15 protein-coding genes, 1 tRNA gene and 1 other RNA gene are annotated in these 16,489 nt (G+C 73.3%); 10 read left to right on the top strand and 7 right to left on the bottom strand.

The window, feature by feature from the left end:
• Nucleotides 1-89 precede the first annotated feature (89 nt).
• From MTP13_RS12080 to MTP13_RS12070, 3 genes are read right to left on the bottom strand one after another with little or no spacing between them, the layout of a single operon-like run.
• Complete coding sequence (locus MTP13_RS12080) at nt 90-2,045, bottom strand: YhgE/Pip family protein (RefSeq protein WP_243567995.1); 1,956 nt, start codon at nt 2,043-2,045, stop codon at nt 90-92.
• A complete protein-coding gene (locus MTP13_RS12075) occupies nt 2,042-4,969 on the bottom strand; it encodes an MMPL family transporter (RefSeq protein WP_243567994.1) in 2,928 nt (975 codons plus the stop codon). Before MTP13_RS12075 ends, MTP13_RS12080 begins: the two co-directional genes overlap by 4 nt.
• 13 nt (nt 4,970-4,982) lie before the next feature.
• Nucleotides 4,983-5,588 (bottom strand): TetR/AcrR family transcriptional regulator, encoded by a 606-nt coding sequence (locus tag MTP13_RS12070; RefSeq protein WP_243567993.1) that lies wholly within the window; start codon nt 5,586-5,588, stop codon nt 4,983-4,985.
• Nucleotides 5,589-5,752: 164 nt separating this feature from the next.
• Here MTP13_RS12070 and MTP13_RS12065 point away from each other — a divergent pair, with 164 nt between their 5' ends.
• The 8 genes from MTP13_RS12065 (at nt 5,753) to MTP13_RS12030 (ending at nt 12,133) form a co-directional block, all read left to right on the top strand.
• Complete coding sequence (locus MTP13_RS12065; protein WP_243567992.1) at nt 5,753-5,938, top strand: hypothetical protein; 186 nt, start codon at nt 5,753-5,755, stop codon at nt 5,936-5,938.
• Nucleotides 5,939-6,027: 89 nt separating this feature from the next.
• Entirely contained in the window at nt 6,028-6,528 is a 501-nt protein-coding gene (locus tag MTP13_RS12060) for a hypothetical protein (RefSeq protein WP_243567991.1), read from the top strand.
• A 141-nt stretch (nt 6,529-6,669) separates the two neighbouring features.
• Nucleotides 6,670-7,341 carry a biotin transporter BioY gene (locus MTP13_RS12055; RefSeq protein WP_243567990.1) on the top strand — a complete coding sequence of 224 codons (672 nt, stop codon included), beginning with the start codon at nt 6,670-6,672 and terminating at the stop codon, nt 7,339-7,341.
• Nucleotides 7,338-8,585: an AMP-binding enzyme gene (locus MTP13_RS12050; protein ID WP_243567989.1), complete on the top strand. Its 1,248-nt coding sequence runs from the start codon at nt 7,338-7,340 to the stop codon at nt 8,583-8,585. The genes MTP13_RS12055 and MTP13_RS12050 overlap by 4 nt, the downstream gene beginning before the upstream one ends.
• Nucleotides 8,582-9,706 carry a thiolase family protein gene (locus tag MTP13_RS12045; RefSeq protein ID WP_243567988.1) on the top strand — a complete coding sequence of 375 codons (1,125 nt, stop codon included), beginning with the start codon at nt 8,582-8,584 and terminating at the stop codon, nt 9,704-9,706. The genes MTP13_RS12050 and MTP13_RS12045 overlap by 4 nt, the downstream gene beginning before the upstream one ends.
• On the top strand, nt 9,703-10,437 hold the full coding sequence (locus MTP13_RS12040) for an energy-coupling factor ABC transporter ATP-binding protein (RefSeq protein WP_243567987.1): 735 nt from the start codon (nt 9,703-9,705) through the stop codon (nt 10,435-10,437). The genes MTP13_RS12045 and MTP13_RS12040 overlap by 4 nt, the downstream gene beginning before the upstream one ends.
• The gene (locus tag MTP13_RS12035) at nt 10,434-11,027 is read left to right on the top strand and encodes an energy-coupling factor transporter transmembrane component T family protein (protein ID WP_243567986.1); all 594 of its coding nucleotides are present in this window, start codon (nt 10,434-10,436) and stop codon (nt 11,025-11,027) included. Before MTP13_RS12040 ends, MTP13_RS12035 begins: the two co-directional genes overlap by 4 nt.
• A 62-nt stretch (nt 11,028-11,089) precedes the next feature.
• Nucleotides 11,090-12,133: a YihY/virulence factor BrkB family protein gene (locus MTP13_RS12030; protein WP_243567985.1), complete on the top strand. Its 1,044-nt coding sequence runs from the start codon at nt 11,090-11,092 to the stop codon at nt 12,131-12,133.
• Nucleotides 12,134-12,212: 79 nt separating this feature from the next.
• Here the strand turns inward: MTP13_RS12030 and MTP13_RS12025 are convergent.
• Nucleotides 12,213-12,288: transfer RNA gene (locus MTP13_RS12025), tRNA-Lys, on the bottom strand.
• A gap of 153 nt (nt 12,289-12,441) precedes the next feature.
• Between MTP13_RS12025 and hisN the strand changes: the two genes are divergently transcribed.
• Together hisN and MTP13_RS12015 are read left to right on the top strand one after the other, a co-directional pair.
• Nucleotides 12,442-13,242: a histidinol-phosphatase gene (gene hisN, locus MTP13_RS12020; protein ID WP_243567984.1), complete on the top strand. Its 801-nt coding sequence runs from the start codon at nt 12,442-12,444 to the stop codon at nt 13,240-13,242.
• Between the two features lie 81 nt (nt 13,243-13,323).
• Nucleotides 13,324-13,707 carry a hypothetical protein gene (locus MTP13_RS12015; protein WP_243567983.1) on the top strand — a complete coding sequence of 128 codons (384 nt, stop codon included), beginning with the start codon at nt 13,324-13,326 and terminating at the stop codon, nt 13,705-13,707.
• A gap of 57 nt (nt 13,708-13,764) precedes the next feature.
• Here the strand turns inward: MTP13_RS12015 and mgrA are convergent, their stop codons facing one another.
• From mgrA to ssrA, 3 genes are all read right to left on the bottom strand, one after another.
• Nucleotides 13,765-14,820: an L-glyceraldehyde 3-phosphate reductase gene (gene mgrA, locus MTP13_RS12010; protein WP_243567982.1), complete on the bottom strand. Its 1,056-nt coding sequence runs from the start codon at nt 14,818-14,820 to the stop codon at nt 13,765-13,767.
• A 71-nt stretch (nt 14,821-14,891) separates the two neighbouring features.
• Nucleotides 14,892-15,917: a DUF3137 domain-containing protein gene (locus MTP13_RS12005; RefSeq protein ID WP_243567981.1), complete on the bottom strand. Its 1,026-nt coding sequence runs from the start codon at nt 15,915-15,917 to the stop codon at nt 14,892-14,894.
• A 112-nt stretch (nt 15,918-16,029) separates the two neighbouring features.
• Nucleotides 16,030-16,397: a transfer-messenger RNA gene (gene ssrA / locus MTP13_RS12000) on the bottom strand.
• Nucleotides 16,398-16,489: the final 92 nt, after the last annotated feature.

Raw genomic sequence — 16,489 nt, 5'->3', positions numbered from 1 at the left:
CACCTGCTCCCTGAGCCCGTCGAAGGGATGGCTCCCTGAGCCCGTCGAAGGGTCGGATTCCCTTCGACAAGCTCAGAGAACCAACTGGCTCAGCCGAGCGCGGCGGAGGCGAAGCCGATCGAGCGGATGCCCCGGCGGCGCCCGACCACGATCGCCGTACCGAGCACACCGATCAGAGCGAACAGCGCGAGCACGCCCGCTGCCCCGGCGACCCCGGCTCCCCCGGCGCCCGAGACGATGAGCTGCATGCCCTGCACCGCCCAGGTGAGCGGCAGGAACGGACTGATCGTCTGATAAGGGCCGCTCAGCGCCTCGATCGGCACCAGGCCGGTGGTCGTGAGCTGCAGGGCGACGAGGATCAGCGAGATGATCATGCCGCCGCGGCCGAGCCAGGTCATCAGCCAGGCGTGCACCGCCGTGAAGGCGAGCGCCGTGAGCGCCGAGAACGCCAGCGTCTGCGGCAGCAGCGACCAGGAGACGCCGAGGGCGAGGTGCAGCAGCCCCACGACCGCGACGGTCTGGCCGAGCGCGACGAGCCCGGCACGGGCGAGCGCCCGCCAGACCAGCCCGCCGGTCGAAGCGGTGCTCCGCAGCGCTTCGCGGCCGAACGGCCGGAACACCAGGAACATCGCGAGCGCGCCGACCCAGAGGCCGATCGGGGCGAACCACATGCCGACCGCTTCACCGGTCGAGGCGATCTCGTGGTCGCGCGCGGCGTCGACCGTGACGGGCTGCGAGACGACGTCGGCCATTTCCTTGCCGTCGACGTTCGTCAGCGCGCCGGCCTGCTCAGCGCCGTCCGCGAGGCCGCTCGCGAACTGCTCGGCGCCGCTCGCGAGTTCATCCGCTCCAGTGGCTGCGCTCGACGCGCCGCTCGACAGCTGGTCGAGGCCGCCGGCGAGCTCCCCCACGCCCGAGGCGAGGCTCGAGGCGCCGTCCCGAATGGCGGCGGAGCCGCCGGAGAGCTGCGCGGCACCGTTCGAGAGCTCGGCCAGGCCCGCCTGGGTCTGGTCGACGCCGCTCTGCACCCCGGCCGCGAGCTGCGCGCCCTGGGCCGTGAACTGATCGAGCTGCGGCTGCAGGGCGCCTGCTTGCGCCTGCAGCTGAGCGATGAGGGCATCGAGCTGGGGCGCGAGCTCCGGGTTGTCGACCTTCGCCTGCTCGAGCTGGGCGATCACCCCGGTGAACGCACCACCGATCTGGCCGACGGCGGCATTCACCCCGCCGACGTAGCTGGAGACACCACCGGCGAGCGTGTCGAGCCCGGCGGATCCGGCGCTCGCCTGCGCGAGGCCAGAGGCGAGCCCGTCCACGCCTTCGGTGTACTGCCGCACGCCGTCGGCGTACTGCGAGGCTCCGCTCGCGGCATCCGAGGCGCCCGACGCGGCCGACGCGACGCCCGTGGACAGCTGGCCGACGCCCGTCGAGAGCGAGCCCGCGCCGGAGGCGAGGGAGGATGCGCCGTCGGCGGCCTGGTCCAGCGAGCCCCCGAAGTCGGCGAGCCCGGCGTACAGCCCCTCGAGGTACTGCTGCGTGAGCGTGCGCCCGAACGCGGCGGTCATCGCGTCGCCGACGGACTGCACGACCGACCCGGCGAGGTAGGAGTGCGCGTCGTCGGTGCGGATCTCGAGGTTGGCCTTCGTCGGGTTCGAGCCCGAGAGCGAGGTGACCGAGGCGGAGAAGTCGGACGGGATGGTGAGCACCGCGTACGCCTCGCCGTCGGCGAGCTTCTTCGCGGCCTCCTCGTCGTTCGAGATGGTCCAGTCGAAACCGCTCGCCTCGCCGCCGGTGAGCTCGGTGACGAGCAGCCGGCCGGCGAGCACCTGCTGCTCGGCGCCGTCGGCGTCGGTGGTCGTGACCATCTCGTCGTCGTTCACGACGATCGCCGGGATCTGCTCGAGCTGGTCGTTGCCGCCCGCGACCGCCCCGGACACGAGGCCCGCGACGGCGAGCGGGACGGCCACGACGGCCGCGAGCAGCACGCCGTAGCGGAGCCGGCGCTGGGCCGGGGTGGTGCCGAAGAGTCGGGAGAGTCGGCCGCTCATCGCAGGGCCTCCTGGTGGTCGGGGGAAACAGGGGAATCGGATGCGACCGACAGGGCCGCGAGGTCGACGGTCTCGACGCCGCGGGCGGCGAAGAGACTGCCGGCGGCCGGCCCCTGGGCGGAGCGGCCGATGCCGACGATGAGGGCCACGTCGGCGGGGACCAGGACGGCGAGCGCGTCCCAGAGCTCGGTCGTGGCCGCGCCGGGCGCCTCGTCGAGGTCGATCGCGACGGCGCTCGGCCGTTCGGCGAGGGCCGCGGCGGTCGCGACGACGGCGCGCGCGACGGCGCCGAGCGATTCGAGCGGGGTGTCGGCGTCGAAGCGCTCGCCGATCGCGAGCGCCGCCTTGCGCGCCCACTCCGAGGCGGCCTGCGAGGCCGGCGCGAGCCGGTACCACGGCCGGGTGGCGTCGAGCCGGCGAGCGATCAGCTCGCCCACGGTGCCGCCGTCGAGGGCCTGGTCGGCGGAGAGCTCCGCGATCGCGACGCGGCGGAGCACCTCGCCGCCGGAGCCCGGCAGCGGCCGGCCGAGGACGGCGAGTCGGCCGTCGACGGGGGCGAGCCGGGCGGCGAGCGTCGCGACGACGACGCGACGATCGACCGCGGGACCGCGGACGAGCAGCGCCCCGTGTTCGGGCACGTCCACGTCGACCGGGCCGATCGTGCGCTCGGGCAGGCCGAACAGGGCGCCCTCCGCGAGCACGGCTGCGGGCCGCGCCTTCGCCCACGCCTCCTGGTCGAGGTGGGCGCGCAGGCCCTCGCCCTCGATATCGACGTCGGGCAGCAGACGCCCGAGCCACTTCGGCAGCCACCAGGCCCCGCGACCGGCGAGCGCCATCGCGGCGGGGACGAGCGTCATCCGCACCAGGAACGCGTCGAACGCGACGCCGATCGCGAGCGCGAAGGCGATGCCCTTGATCGGACCCGATCCCTCGGGCACGAACGCGAAGAAGACGAAGAACATGATGAGCGCGGCGGCGGTGACGACGCGGGCGGCGTGCTGGAAGCCGTGCACGATCGCCTCGCGCGGACGGCCGCCCGGCGTCTGCTGCTTCGAGCGCACGAACTCCTCCCGCATGCCGGAGACGAGGAACACCTCGTAGTCCATCGCGAGCCCGAACAGCACCGCCATCAAGAGGATCGGCAGGAAGCTCAGGATCGGCCCCGGCTCGATGTGCAGCAGATCCGCGAACCAGCCCCACTGGAACACCGCGACGGTGACGCCGATCGCGCCGAACGCGGAGAGCAGGAAGCCGAGCGCGGCCTTCACCGGCACGAACACCGAGCGGAACACGATCAGCAGCAGCACGATCGACAGACCGACGACGATGAGCGCGAAGGGCACGAGGGCGTCGCTCAGCCGCTGCGAGATGTCGATCGAGACCGCCGTGTAGCCGGTGACCGCGATCGGCGTGCCGAAGTCGGCCTGGATGCCGGGTTCGAGCTCGCGGATCGACTCCACGAGCGCCTTCGTCGCGGGGTCGTCGGGCGCGCTCTCCGGGATCACCTGGATGATCGCGGTGTCGACCGTCGGGTTGGGCAGGCCGTCGCCGACGTAGGCGACGTCGTCGAGGGCGCCGATGCGGGCGCCGATGGCGTCGAGGTCGTCGAAGATGTCGGTCGTCTGGGTGATGTCGACCGTGACGATGAGCGGCCCGTTGTAGCCGGGCCCGAAGCCGTCGGAGATGAGGTCGTACGCCTCGCGCGAGCTGGAGCCGACGGGGTCGGTGGCCGCGCTCGGCAGGTTCAGGTCGAGGCTCAGCGCCGGCACCGAGGCCGCGCCGAGGAGTCCGACGATCACGACGACGAAGGCGATCGGCGCCTTGAGCACGGTGTCGACCCAGCGTCGGCCGAGGGGCTTCTTGCCGCCGTCGTCGTCGGCGTTGGCGCGCCGGTGCGCGCGACTGCCGGGCTTCGGCACGAGCTTGGTGCCGAGCACGCCGAGGAGTGCGGGCAGCAGGGTCACCGCGCCGATGACCGCGATGAGCACCGCGAACGCCGCGCCGACGCCCATGACGCTGAGGAAGGGGATGCCGACGACGAGCAGCCCGAGCAGGGCGATGATGACGGTGAGGCCGGCGAAGACGACGGCGCCGCCGGCCGTCGCGACCGCCTCGGCGGCGCTCTCCTCCGGGTCCTGACCGCGGGCGAGCTGGGTTCGATGCCTCGACAGGATGAACAGCGCGTAGTCGATGCCGACGGCGAGCCCGATCATGACCGCGAGCATGGGCGCCGTGCTGGAGACCGGCGTGATCGCGGCGACGATCGAGATGCCGCCGAAGGCGAGGCCGACCCCGACGAGGGCGGTGAGCAGCGGCATGCCCGCCGAGAGCAGCGAACCGAAGGTGATGAAGAGCACGACGCCCGCGAAGAGCACGCCGAGCGCCTCGGTGACGGTGAGGCCGAAGCTCGTGTCCTGGAACACCTCGCCGCCGAAGGCGACCTCCATGCCGGCGTCGCTCGCGAGGGCCTTGGTGGCGGTGACCGCGTCGAGCTGCTCCTGCGTGACGTCGGTGCTCGGACCGTCGAACTGCACCTGGATGATGGCGGTGCGCTCGTCGTCGGAGACCTGGTCGCCGGCGTACTCGTCGAACGGGCCGAGCACGCTCGCGACGCCGTCGATGTCGGCCAGCTCGCTCGACATCTCGTCGATGGCGTCGCGATAGGGCGCGTCCTCGACGGAGGCGCCCTCGGGCGCCTCGACGACGGCGCGGGCGGAGGCGCCCGCGGTCTGCGGGAAGACGGCGGCGAGCTGGTCGATCGCCGACTGGGACTCGGTGCCGGGGATCGCGAACGATTCCTGGAGCTGGCCGCCGAGCCCGATGCCGGCGCCGAGGAACGCGCCGAGCGCGAGCACCCAGGTGACGATGACGAGCCAGCCGCGACGGTAGGCGAAGCGGCCGATGCGGTGCAGGAGGAGGGCCATGGTGTCTTCCGGGTCAGCGGCCGGCGGCCGGGATCAGCAGTTCGGTCAGGACGTCGATGAGCGCCACGCGCACGTCGTCGTCCGAGTAGGAGGTGACGAGCTGGGTCATCTCGTCGTCGTCGAAGAAGGTGGCGCCCGCCACGAGCGCGTAGGTCGCCCCGGCGAGCGCGACGCCGAACCGCATCTGCTCGGCGAGCGAGGCGCCCGTGCAGATCGCGTCGGCGAGCACGCGGATCGCGGCGTTGCCGCGTTCGATCGCGGGGATGCCGCGAAGCGAGTGCCCCTGACTGACGAAGAGGTGCACCGCGAGGCGCTCGCCGAGCAGCAGGTCGACGAATCGCCCGATGAAGGCGCCGCGCGCCGCGTCGGAGCGGCGGCCCTCGGCGAACTCCGCGACGAGCACTTCGAGCTGGTCGATGGCGGGCGTGACGGCCGCCTCGAGCAGCGCCTCCTTCGAGGTGTAGTGGTAGAGCACGCTCGACTTCGAGTACCCGGCGTGGTCGGCGATCTGCTGCAGCGAGGTCGCGGCGAAGCCGACGGTGGCGAACTGTTCGAGCGCGGCCTGGCGCAGCTCGTCGCCGGCGCGGGCGCGCGCAGGGAGGGTGGCGTCGGTGGGCATGATTCGACGGTAGCTGACCGATCGGTCAGACTCTGTCCGATCGGTCAGATTCTCGGTCGACTCCCAGCGCCCGTTCACCGTCCCGTCACGAACCGCGGATGCCTCCTCGTACGGATCCCGTCAAGGGGGCGACGCGGGCGGGCTCCGCCGGGTAGCGTTGCGGCATGCGCAAGTACCTCTTCAGCGGAGCCGTGCTGAGTGCCGCCATCAGCGGCGTCGGCGTCGTCAAGGCGACCATGTCCGGGCCGCGCGACTGGCGGCTGCTGATGATGTGGATCGCCTGGGCCGCGAGCCTCGCCGTCGCGATCGGCACCGTCGCCGACGAGACGAAGCGCGAAGAACTGGAGTAAGCTCCGCCTGCCGTTCTGCGGCGTGTCCCCCGCTCGATGTGGCGCGAGTGCCCGAGACTTGAGGCACCGCACGAGATGGAGACGCTCCCATGATGTTCCGCCGCTGGCGCCGCACGAGGCTCACCGCCGAAGCCTCGGAGCACGTCGCCGCGCCGGCACCTCGCCCGTCGGCGGCCGACCTCCGCGGCGAGCACATCTTCGACCTCCTGCACGGCAAGCTCTCCGAGTTCATCGGCTCCTCCGGCGAGTGGACGCTCGTCCGCCGCACGGATGCCGACTCGGACCGCATCTTCCACGCGATCGTGACCCACCAGATCGCCGCCGAGCTCACCCGAAGCATCCTCGACGAGCGCGACAACGTCGCCGTCGTCGTCCCCGAGGGCGAGCAGCAGCTCGCGCTCGACTGGGAGCCGACTCCCCTCGTCGTCTGGGCCGAGCCCCTCGGCGCGCACGTCGCCATGCCCGCGGCGCCCGACGCCGACGCAGCGGCCGACCCCATGGACGAGACCGGGGCCGACGCACCGGCGAACGACGCGGAGACCGACGAGGCATCCGACGCCCAGGCTCCGCTGCACGCCCGCGCCGCCTGACTCCGCCCCGAGGCGCCGGACCACCGGCGTCCAAAATCCGGCACCGATTCTTGTACGGCGATCCGCGCGCGCGGCCGGGCCGCACTTCTAGCGTGAGAACGGGCGAACCCGCCCGACGACTCCGCGAGAGGGACGCAGCAGATGAGCACCGCACCGAGCACCGGATCCGAGCAGGCCGCCCGCGTCGAGCCCGCCGAACCCGCGCGCCGTCGCCGCACGACCGCCAGGGATCTCGCCCAGATCGCCGTGTTCGCGGCGCTCATCGCCGCCCTCGGCGTTCCCGGCGCGATCCCCCTCGGGCCCGAGGGGGTGCCGATCACGCTGCAGACGCTCGGCGTCATGCTGGCCGGAGCGATCCTCGGTGCGCGCAAGGGCTCCCTCGCCGTGCTGCTGTTCATCGCGCTGGTCGCGGCCGGCCTGCCCCTGCTCTCCGGCGGGCGCGGCGGCCTGGGCGTCTTCGTGGGCCCCTCGGTCGGCTACCTGCTGGGCTGGCTGCTCGGCGCCGCCGTGATCGGCTGGGCGACCGCACGCCTGCTCCCCCGCTACCGGCTCGTGCCCGCGCTGCTCTGGACCGCCCTCGGCGGCATCGTCGCGGTCTACGCCGTCGGCATCCCCGTCTTCGCCCTCGTGACCGCCACGCCCATCGGGCTCGCGGCCGCGGGCGCTGCCGTGTTCCTCGTCGGCGATGCGATCAAGGTCGTCGCGACCGTGCTCGTCGCCAAGGGCGTGCACCGCGCGTGGCCCGGCCTCATCGAAGCGAAGCCGTGGCCGTGGCGACGCGGGACGGGCTCCGCGGTCGACGAGCGCGCATGAGCAGCGGTTGGCTCGGCGGCGCGGGCGAGCGCCCGGCCCTCGCGCTCGGCGGGCGGACGCTCGACTACCGCGCGCTCGGCCGAGCCGTCGCCGCCTTCGAAGCGCCGGAAGACGGCGGGGTGATCGTCGTCCGACCGGAGGCGCATCCCGTCGACACGATCGTGGCCGTGCTGGCGGGTCTCGAGCGCGGTCGGCCGGTGCTCGTCGGCGCCGAGACGGCGCCGGCCGAACCGCTGCCCGCGGGCACCGAGCTCGCCCTGACGACCTCCGGCTCGAGCGCTCCGAGCGGGCGGCCGAGGATCGTCGCCCGTAGCAGCGCGTCGTGGCTCGCGTCCTCGACCCCGCTCGCCGAGGCGACCGGGGCCGGACCCGACTCCGTCGTGCGCATCACGGGCCCGCTGCACGTCTCGATGCACCTCTACGCCGCGCTGCACGCCCTGCACCTCGGCGCGACCGCGAGCGACGAGCCGCACCGCGGCACGATCGTGCACGCGACGCCGACCCGGCTCGCCCGCCTCCTCGACGGACCCGCCGTCCCGCCCACCGCGGTCGTCGCCGGGGCCGCCGCGAACTCGGGCCTGCGTGCCCGTGCGGCCGCACGCGGGATGCGGCTCGTCGAGTATTACGGCGCCGCGGAGCTCTCCTTCGTCGCCATCGGCGAGGGCGACGGCCTGCGCGCCTTCCCCGGCGTCGAGATCGAGCTGCGCCCGAGCGCCGCCGGACGCGAGCTCTGGGCGCGCTCGCCCTACCTCGCGCTCGGGGTCGTCGGCGGCGGGATGCTCCGCCGCGACCTCAGCGGCTTCGCGACCGTCGGCGATCTCGCCGAGACGCTCCCGCACGACGCGGACGGGTCCGGTGAGCGACGGTTCCGCATCCTCGGCCGCGGCGATGCCGCCATCACGGTCGCCGGCGAGACCGTGCTCGCCGAGGACGTCGAGCGCCGCCTCGGCGAACTGCCCGGCGTCGCCGCCGCGGTCGTCGTCGGCGAGCGCGACGAGCTGCTGGGCCAGCGCCTCGTCGCCGTCGTCGAGCTCACCCCGTCCGCCGAGCCCGAGGCGGTGCTCGCCGCAGCCCGGTCCCTGCCGCCCGCCTGGCGACCTCGCCGCTGGCATCGCAGCGAGGCCATTCCGACGACCCCGTCGGGCAAAACCGCGCGCGGCGCCGTCGCGAGCGGTCTCGCCGCGGGCCGGTACCCGCGCATCGCGTCTCCCGTCGCGGTGGACGAGGCGGAGGTCGGGGCATGAGCGCCGTCATCGTGGCCGCACGGCGCACTCCGATCGGCACGGCGGGGCGCAGCCTCGCCTCGCACACGGTCGACGGGCTCGCCGCCCCCGTGCTCGCCGAGGTGGCCCGTCTCATCGCACCGGCGGGCCGGCCGATCGACGACGTCATCCTGGGCAACTGCATGGGCCCGGGCGGCGACGTCGCCCGCATCGCGGCCCTGCGCGCCGGCCTCGGTTCCGAGGTGCCCGGGGTGACCGTCGATCGTCAGTGCGGGTCCGGCCTCGACGCCGTGCTGCAGGCCGCTTCGCGAGTGCGGGCGGGCGACGCCCGCCTCGTGCTCGCCGGCGGTGCCGAGTCGGCGTCGACCGCGCCGCAGCGCAGCTGGCCCGACGGCACGCGGTACACCCGGGCGCCGTTCGCGCCCGCCGGCTTCCCCGACCCGGACATGGGTCCGGCTGCCGAGGCGGTGGCCCGGCGGCGCGGCATCGACCGCGAACGTCAGGATGCCTGGGCCGCGCGCTCGCACGCCCGGGCCGCGGCGGCGCGGGCGGCGGGCCGCTTCGATGCGGAACTCGTTCCCGTCGCCGACGTCACCGCCGACGAACGGCCGAGCGCCCGCATGACGACGTCGGTGCTCGCGCGCTTCGCCCCCGCCTTCGCCGCGGACGAGCAGGCCAGCGTGACGGCGGGCAACTCCTGCGGCTTCTCCGACGGCGCCGCCGCGATGGCGGTGACCACTCCCGAGATCGCCCGCGAGCTCGGCCTGCCCGCGTTGCGCGTACGTGCGGCGGCGGTCGCGGCATCCGATCCGGCGCTGCCCGGCCTCGGCGCGGCCCGCGCCGCGCGGATCGCGTTCGAACGCGCCGGGCTCACCCCGCGCGCCCTGGGCGCCGTCGAGATCACCGAGGCCTTCGCCGCGCAGCTGCTGGCCGTGAGCGACGAGCTCGGGCTCGACGAGGAGGCGATCAGCGCGGACGGCGGTGCGATCGCGCTCGGGCACCCCTGGGGCGCCTCCGGGGCCGTGCTCGTCGTGCGGCTCGCCGCCCGTCTGCTCGCCGACGACGACGATCGGCCCGCCCTCGCGGCGTGCTCCATCGGCGGCGGCCAGGGCGTGGCGATGATCGTGGAGCGGATCGCATGAGCGCGATCGTGTTCGAGCGGGTGAGCCGCAGCTTCGACGGACGGCGGGTCGTCGACGACGTCTCCCTCGAGCTCGTCGAGCACCGGATCGGGATCGTCGGCGCCAACGGCTCCGGCAAGTCCACGCTGGCGCGCATGATCAACGGGCTCGTCGAACCCGACGCCGGGCGCGTGCTCGTCGACGGGCTCGACGTGGCGAAGCAGGGCCGCGAGGTGCGCCGCCGCGTCGGCTTCGTGTTCACCAACGCCGACACCCAGATCGTCATGCCGACGGTGCGGGAGGACGTCGCCTTCACCCTGCGCCGGCACCGGCTCGCCCCGGCCGAGGCGAACGAACGGGTGGATGCCGCGCTCGCCCGCTTCGGGCTGACCGAGCTCGCCGAGCGCCCGGCGCACCGGCTCTCGGGCGGGCAGAAGCAGCTGTTGGCCCTCGCGAGCGTGCTCGTGGGGCATCCCGCGATCCTCGTCGCCGACGAGCCGACGACGCTCCTCGACGCGAGGAACGCGCGCCGCGTCGCCCGGCACCTCGCCGGACTCGACGAGCAGCTCGTCGTCGTGAGCCACCAGCTCGAGCTCCTCGACGACTTCGACCGGGTCATCGTGATGGAGGGCGGCCGCGTCGTCTGCGACGACGTGCCGGCGGTGGCCCTCCCCCGCTACCGCGAACTCATCGACACCGAGGACGAGGCCGACGACGGCGTCACCGACGCCGCGGAGCGGACCAGACCGTGATCGGCGTCTTCCACCCCGGCGGCTCGCTCGTGCACCGCGCGCCGGCGCTCCTGAAGCTCGGGCTGCTCGCGGCGCTCGTGACGGCCATCGCGCTGCAGCACTCGGTGCTCGTGCTCGCGGGCGCGTGCCTCGTGGTCGCCGGGATCGTCGCCCTCGCCCGGGTGCCGCTTCGGCTGCTCTGGCGTCAGCTCGTCCCTCTCCTGTGGCTGCTCGCGATCGCCGTGCCGATCCAGCTGCTCGTCGCCGGCTGGGAGCTCGCCGTCACGGTCGCCCTGCGGCTGCTGCTCGCGGTCGTCCTGGCCGGGGTCTACTCGCTCACGACGCCGGTGACCGAGACCCTGGACGCGGCGCAGACACTGCTGCGGCCGTTCCGCCGCTGGATCGACGCCGACCGCGTGGGGCTCGCCCTCGCCCTCGCGATCCGTGCCATCCCCCTCCTCGGCGAGATCGTCGCGGAGGTGCTCGACGCCCGCCGGGCGCGCGGGGCGGAGGGATCGATCCGGGCCGTCGCCGTGCCCGTGATCGTGCGCGCGCTCCGCACCGCCGACCACCTCGGCGAGGCGCTGGTTGCCCGCGGCCTCGACGACTGAGCCGAACCGCGCACCGCGTCAAGCCTCTCCGCCCCGATCCCTCGGCTGGCTAGCCTGACGAGATGAGCGCTGCCGAACGAGACACGACTCCCGCCGCCACGACGCCGCCGAAGGCCGGCTGGCTGAAGCGCCTCGTCGCCTGGGTGCTCGAACGGAAGCCCGTGCGGGCGTTCCTCCTCTATCAGGAGCACCACGGCCCCATGCTCGCCGACAGCGTGACCTATCGGGCGCTGTTCTCGGTGTTCGCAGGCGTGCTCCTCGGCTTCTCGGTTGCCGGCATCTGGCTCTCCCGCGACGACGAGGCCATGCAGGCCCTCGTCGACGCCGTCGGCCGGGCCATCCCGGGGCTCGTGGGCGAGGGCGGCGCGATCGATCCCAGTTCGCTCGTGCAGCCCGTCGCGTTCAGCGTCGCGGGCGTCGTCGGCCTCGTGGGACTGGTGGGCACGGCGATCGGCGCGGTCGGCTCGCTCGCCATCGCGTTCCGCGAGATCGCGGACCAGGCCCCCGACCAGACCTTCGTCGTCTGGGCGGTGCTTCGGAATCTCGCGATCGCGGTGGGGTTCGGCGTCGCGCTCGGCGCGGGCGCCGTCGTCACCATGGCCGGCACCGCCGCGATCGGCTCCGTGCTCGACTGGCTCGGCGTCCCCGCCCGTTCCGGCCTCGCCGACTTCGGCGTGCAGGCGCTCTCGATTCTCGTGGTTCTCGCGATCGACACGGTCGCGGTCGCCGCGCTGTTCCGCCTGCTCTCGGGACTGCGACCACGCCGCCGCTCGCTCTGGACGGGGGCGCTGCTCGGCGGCGTCGGGCTGACCGTGCTGCAGGTGCTCTCGGGCCTCTTCATCGGCGGCGCGTCGTCGAACCCGCTGCTGGCCTCGTTCGCCTCGATCATCGCGCTGCTGCTCTGGCTGAACCTCTCGAGCCAGGTCGTGCTCATCGCCGGCGCCTACATCGTCACCGGCGTCGACGAGGAGCACGACCGCGTCGCCGCCCGCTACGGCAGCCCCACGATCGCCGTGCGACGCCTGCAGCGCGCCGAGCGCCGGGCGATGGCCGCCGTCGCGGAGGTGCAGTCCGCGCGCGAAGCCGTCGACAAGGAGCGCGGCTGAGCGGGTGCGACCGCGGCGATGCCAGCGCTCGTCCGGCGGAAACGACGAAGGCCCCGGCATGCTGCCGGGGCCTTCGCTCTGGTGCACCCCCAGGGACTTGAACCCTGAACCCACTGATTAAGAGTCAGTTGCTCTGCCGATTGAGCTAGAGGTGCGAAGCGCGGATCTTGCGAACCGAACCGAGAGACCACGCTATCAGCTCCGCCACCTTCGCGCCAATCGAGCGCGGGCCCGTCCGCACCCCGGGCGCGTCGTGGGGATGCCGGCCCGGAAACCCGCCGTTCACCGCCGGCCGATACGCTGAGGCCGTGACCGTTTCCTACGCCGACGACCTCGCGCTCGCCCTCGAACTCGCCGATCTCGCCGACGCGATCTCGCTCTCGCGCTTCCGCGCCGTCGACCTCGACGTGCAGACGAAGCCCGACCGCACGCCGGTGACCGAGGCCGACCTCGCGGTCGAACGGGCCATCCGTGAGCGACTCGCCGCCGCGCGCCCCGACGACGGCATCATCGGCGAGGAGTTCGGCACCGAGGGCAGCACGAGCCGTCAGTGGATCATCGACCCGATCGACGGCACCGCCAACTTCCTGCGCGGGGTGCCGGTGTGGGGCACGCTCATCGCGCTCGCCGTCGACGGCGTCCCCGTCGTCGGGGTCGTCTCCGCGCCCGCGATGGGGCGTCGCTGGTGGGCCTCCGCCGGCGAGGGCGCCTGGACGCGCGAGCTGCCCGACGAGACGGGAGCGCGTCCTGAGCCCCGTCGCCTCGCGGTCTCCGCGGTCTCGGGACTGGCGGATGCCTCGCTGAGCTTCCAGAGCCTCGCCCAGTGGCGCGACGCCGGGTACCTCGACCGCCTTCTGGCGCTCTCCGAGCGGGTGTGGCGCGACCGCGCCTACGGCGACCTCTGGTCGTACATGCTGCTCGCCGAGGGCGTCATCGACATCGTCGGCGAGTTCGACGTGAAGATCTACGACCTCGCCGCGCTCATCCCGATCGTCGAGGAGGCCGGCGGACGCTTCACCTCGATCACCGGCGAGGCCGGGCCGCAGCACGGCAGTTCGCTCGCCACGAACGGGGCGCTGCACGAGCTCGTGCTCGACGCCCTGCGCTGAGCGCGCCGCCACCCCGAACGGGGGTCGTCTGCCGATAGAGTCGAGCGGCATCAATCAGACCCGACCCGACTGGAGCACCAGATGGCCTCGTCGTACGACTACTTCCTCCTCGGCGATCACGCCGCCGCCCGCGCCGCGATCCGCAGTGCGCTCGAGGCGCAGGGCTTCACGATCACCGAGACGCCGACCGGCGGCTTCTTCGCGAAGCGCGGCAGCACCGCGCGCACCGTGTGGCTCGGCGCCATGGCCGGTTCGAAGTTCGTGATCAACCTCGCCGTCGACTTCATGACGGACGCGCAGGGCCTGCTCGTCGCCCGGCTGCACCGGGACATGACGAGCGGCGCACTGCTCGGCGGGGCGATCGGGGCGGCGAAGACGGCCACGATCTTCGGCGAGACCGGCGACGCCGTGGCGAACGACCTCGTGGCGCGCCAGGTGCTCGCGAATCGCATCGACAACGCCTGAGCGCCGCGCGCTGACGTGCGCGCCCCGGCCGGCGCTGCCGGCCGGGGCACGCGCCGGTCACTCCGGCTTCAACACGGGCACCGGCCCGCCACCGCGGGCGTCGGCCCAGAGGTCGATGCCGGACTCGACCGCGTGCTCGTCGATCGCGCGCAGCTCGGACTCGTCGAAGTCGAGCCGGTCGAGCGCATCGAGGTTCTCGTCGAGCTGCGCGACGCTCGACGCGCCCACCACGAGGCTCGTGACCCGCTCGTCGCGGAGCGCCCAGGCGAGCGCGAGCTGCGCGAGCGACTGCCCGCGAGCGGCCGCGATCTCGTTGAGCGCGCGCAGGTGAGCGGTGAGCTCGTCGGTGAGCACGGTGCGGTCGAGCGAGCCGTCGGACGCGGCGCGCGAACCCTCCGGCACCCCGCCGAGGTACTTGCCCGTGAGCAGGCCCTGCGCGAGCGCCGTGAAGCCGATGACGCCGAAGCCGAGCTCGCCGGCGGCCTCGAGCAGCCCCTCGGTCTCGATCCAGCGGTTCAGCATGGAGTACGACGGCTGGTGGATCGTGAGCGGCGTGCCCAGCTCGGCGAGCAGCCCCGCCATCGTGCGCGCATCAGCCGCGGAGTACGAGGAGATGCCGACGTAGAGCGCCTTGCCCGCGCGGACGACGGCGTCGAGCGCCGCGGCCGTCTCTTCGAGCGGCGTGCCGGGGTCGGGCCGGTGGTGGTAGAAGACGTCGACGAAGTCGAGCCCGAGCCGGCCGAGCGAGGCGTCGAGGCTCGACAGCAGGTACTTGCGGCTGCCGCCGGAGCCGTAGGGCCCGGGCCACATGTCCCACCCGGCCTTCGTCGACACGACGATCTCGTCGCGGTGCGCGCGGAGCTCACCGCCGAGCACACGGCCGACGTTCGCCTCGGAGGCACCGTAGGGCGGGCCGTAGTTGTTCGCCAGGTCGAAGTGGATGACGCCGCGGTCGAAGGCGCGCAGCAGGATGTCGCGCTGCCGTTCGGCCGGACGGTCGTCGCCGAAGTTCTGCCAGAGCCCGAGCGAGAGCAGGGGCAATTGCAGGCCCGAACGGCCCGAGCGGCGGAACGTCATCTGGTCGTAGCGGTCGGACGCCGCGGAGTAGCTCATCGCTCGATCGTAGCGGCGGCCGCCGACGTCGCGGCGAGGCATCCGCTCCTCGACGCCGCGCGGTGCGCGCGTCAGCCGCCCAGCAGGAAGCGCAGCACGATCCAGCCGCCGAACACGCCGACGCCGATCGCGATGCCGCTCCACGGCACGCCCGTGCGGAGCCGGCGCCCCTCGAGCGCGACGGCCTCGCCCTCGTCGGCGCGCTCGTCTCGGTAGCGGCGCGTCTGCCGCCTGGCCTTCGGCAGCACGAGCGCCATGATGCGCTCGTAGCGTCGCCAGGTCTCCGGGTCGAGCGGGTCGACGTAGCGCCGGGTGAACAGCGTCATCCGGTCGTCGACGATCTCGACGTCGAAGGCGCCCGCCTCGTCGATGAGGAGCGCCATCAGGTCGGGCGTGAACACGTAGAGCGCGTCGCGCTCGTAGCCCGCCGGGCAGTACAAGGCGAAGTGGCGGTCGAAGTCGCCCTCGAGCGAGAGCCGCTGCGCCCGGTGCATCGTCTCGGGCAGCGAGCTCTGGCCGAGCATATTGTCGCGGGTCGAGTCGAGCACGAGATGCGGCAGCTCGCGCGTGAGCCGCAGCGCCAGGTAGGACCACTCGACGGTGCGCCGGTCCTTGCCGCTGCCCGTCACCGCCTGCAGCACCCCGACGTCGAAGAACTCGCCAGAGCCGGCGAACAGCCGGTCGCGCACGAGCCGGGTCGTTCCGACCGAGAAGATCGCCCCCGGGTACTGGGGCGCGTTGCCCTCCGGCATCCAGTACAGCCGGTTGTCCCGGGCGAAGCGCTCGAGCCGCAGGTGACGCACCCGACGCCGCCGTGCCGCGCCGAGCGACGAGATGCTGATCGCGACGACGAACGCGGCCATGCCGCAGAGCACGAGCAGGAAGAACGCCGCGGGCCACGGCCCGCGCTCGACCCACTCGTCGAGGACGCCGAGGAACGTCGCGGTGAACACGAGCGCGAGGAAGCCGGCGCCGAGGGCCCGCCACACCAGGCCGAGGGGCGTGGGCCGGTCGGCCCGGGCGGCGAGCGCGAGCTGCCGCACCTCTTCCGGCCCGAACAACGCGGTGAGCGCGGTGGTGTCGAGGGCCGGACGCACGATCGCCAGCCTAGGGGATGCCCCGGCTCCAAGATGTCTCTGCGCCGAACGCACGACGGGCCGCCCCGAGGGGCGGCCCGTCTGCTGGCGATTCGCGTGCGACAACGACCGGTGGTGGAGATGGGGGGAATTGAACCCCCGTCCATCGCTGAGTTTCCACGCCTTCTCCGGGCGCATCCTGTGGAGCGTTCTGCTCGGCCCCGACCGTTGTCACAGGCACCTCGGTCGACGAGCCCAGCCTGAAAAAGTCCCGCACGTCGCTCAGGCGACGACGCGCAGCAAGTTCCCTAAATGACGCCAGGGACCGGGGCGGGAACCAACCCGGACTGACGGACTATCGGACTCGCTTAGGCAGCGAGTGCGAAGTCGGACTGCTTCTTATTGGCAGTTATTTGTTCGCAGGGAGCGTTCACGAGATAACCCTGCATCCTCGGCCCGCTTCTCGTGGGCGCACAGGCGATGTCGAAACCGATCATCCCCATGGGCCCCGCCGGAGTCGTCCGTGTGGAGTCGTCCGTTCGGAGGGTCGTTGTCGCACGCTGTGGAGTTGCCATGTTCCGCGCACTTCACCA

It is taken from the genome of Agromyces soli (assembly GCF_022811605.1).
Taxonomy (GTDB): domain Bacteria; phylum Actinomycetota; class Actinomycetes; order Actinomycetales; family Microbacteriaceae; genus Agromyces; species Agromyces soli.
The sequence above is the reverse complement of the archived record's forward strand: the minus strand, read 5'-3'. Positions and strand labels throughout refer to the sequence as shown.

Excerpts from the sequence above, each read along its gene's own strand:
- MTP13_RS12080 (WP_243567995.1), bottom strand. The coding sequence starts at position 2,045 with ATGAGCGGCCGACTCTCCCGACTCTTCGGCACCACCCCGGCCCAGCGC.
- MTP13_RS12075 (WP_243567994.1), bottom strand. The coding sequence starts at position 4,969 with ATGGCCCTCCTCCTGCACCGCATCGGCCGCTTCGCCTACCGTCGCGGC.
- MTP13_RS12070 (WP_243567993.1), bottom strand. The coding sequence starts at position 5,588 with ATGCCCACCGACGCCACCCTCCCTGCGCGCGCCCGCGCCGGCGACGAG.
- MTP13_RS12065 (WP_243567992.1), top strand. The coding sequence starts at position 5,753 with ATGCGCAAGTACCTCTTCAGCGGAGCCGTGCTGAGTGCCGCCATCAGC.
- MTP13_RS12060 (WP_243567991.1), top strand. The coding sequence starts at position 6,028 with ATGATGTTCCGCCGCTGGCGCCGCACGAGGCTCACCGCCGAAGCCTCG.
- MTP13_RS12055 (WP_243567990.1), top strand. The coding sequence starts at position 6,670 with ATGAGCACCGCACCGAGCACCGGATCCGAGCAGGCCGCCCGCGTCGAG.
- MTP13_RS12050 (WP_243567989.1), top strand. The coding sequence starts at position 7,338 with ATGAGCAGCGGTTGGCTCGGCGGCGCGGGCGAGCGCCCGGCCCTCGCG.
- MTP13_RS12045 (WP_243567988.1), top strand. The coding sequence starts at position 8,582 with ATGAGCGCCGTCATCGTGGCCGCACGGCGCACTCCGATCGGCACGGCG.
- MTP13_RS12040 (WP_243567987.1), top strand. The coding sequence starts at position 9,703 with ATGAGCGCGATCGTGTTCGAGCGGGTGAGCCGCAGCTTCGACGGACGG.
- MTP13_RS12030 (WP_243567985.1), top strand. The coding sequence starts at position 11,090 with ATGAGCGCTGCCGAACGAGACACGACTCCCGCCGCCACGACGCCGCCG.
- MTP13_RS12015 (WP_243567983.1), top strand. The coding sequence starts at position 13,324 with ATGGCCTCGTCGTACGACTACTTCCTCCTCGGCGATCACGCCGCCGCC.
- mgrA (WP_243567982.1), bottom strand. The coding sequence starts at position 14,820 with ATGAGCTACTCCGCGGCGTCCGACCGCTACGACCAGATGACGTTCCGC.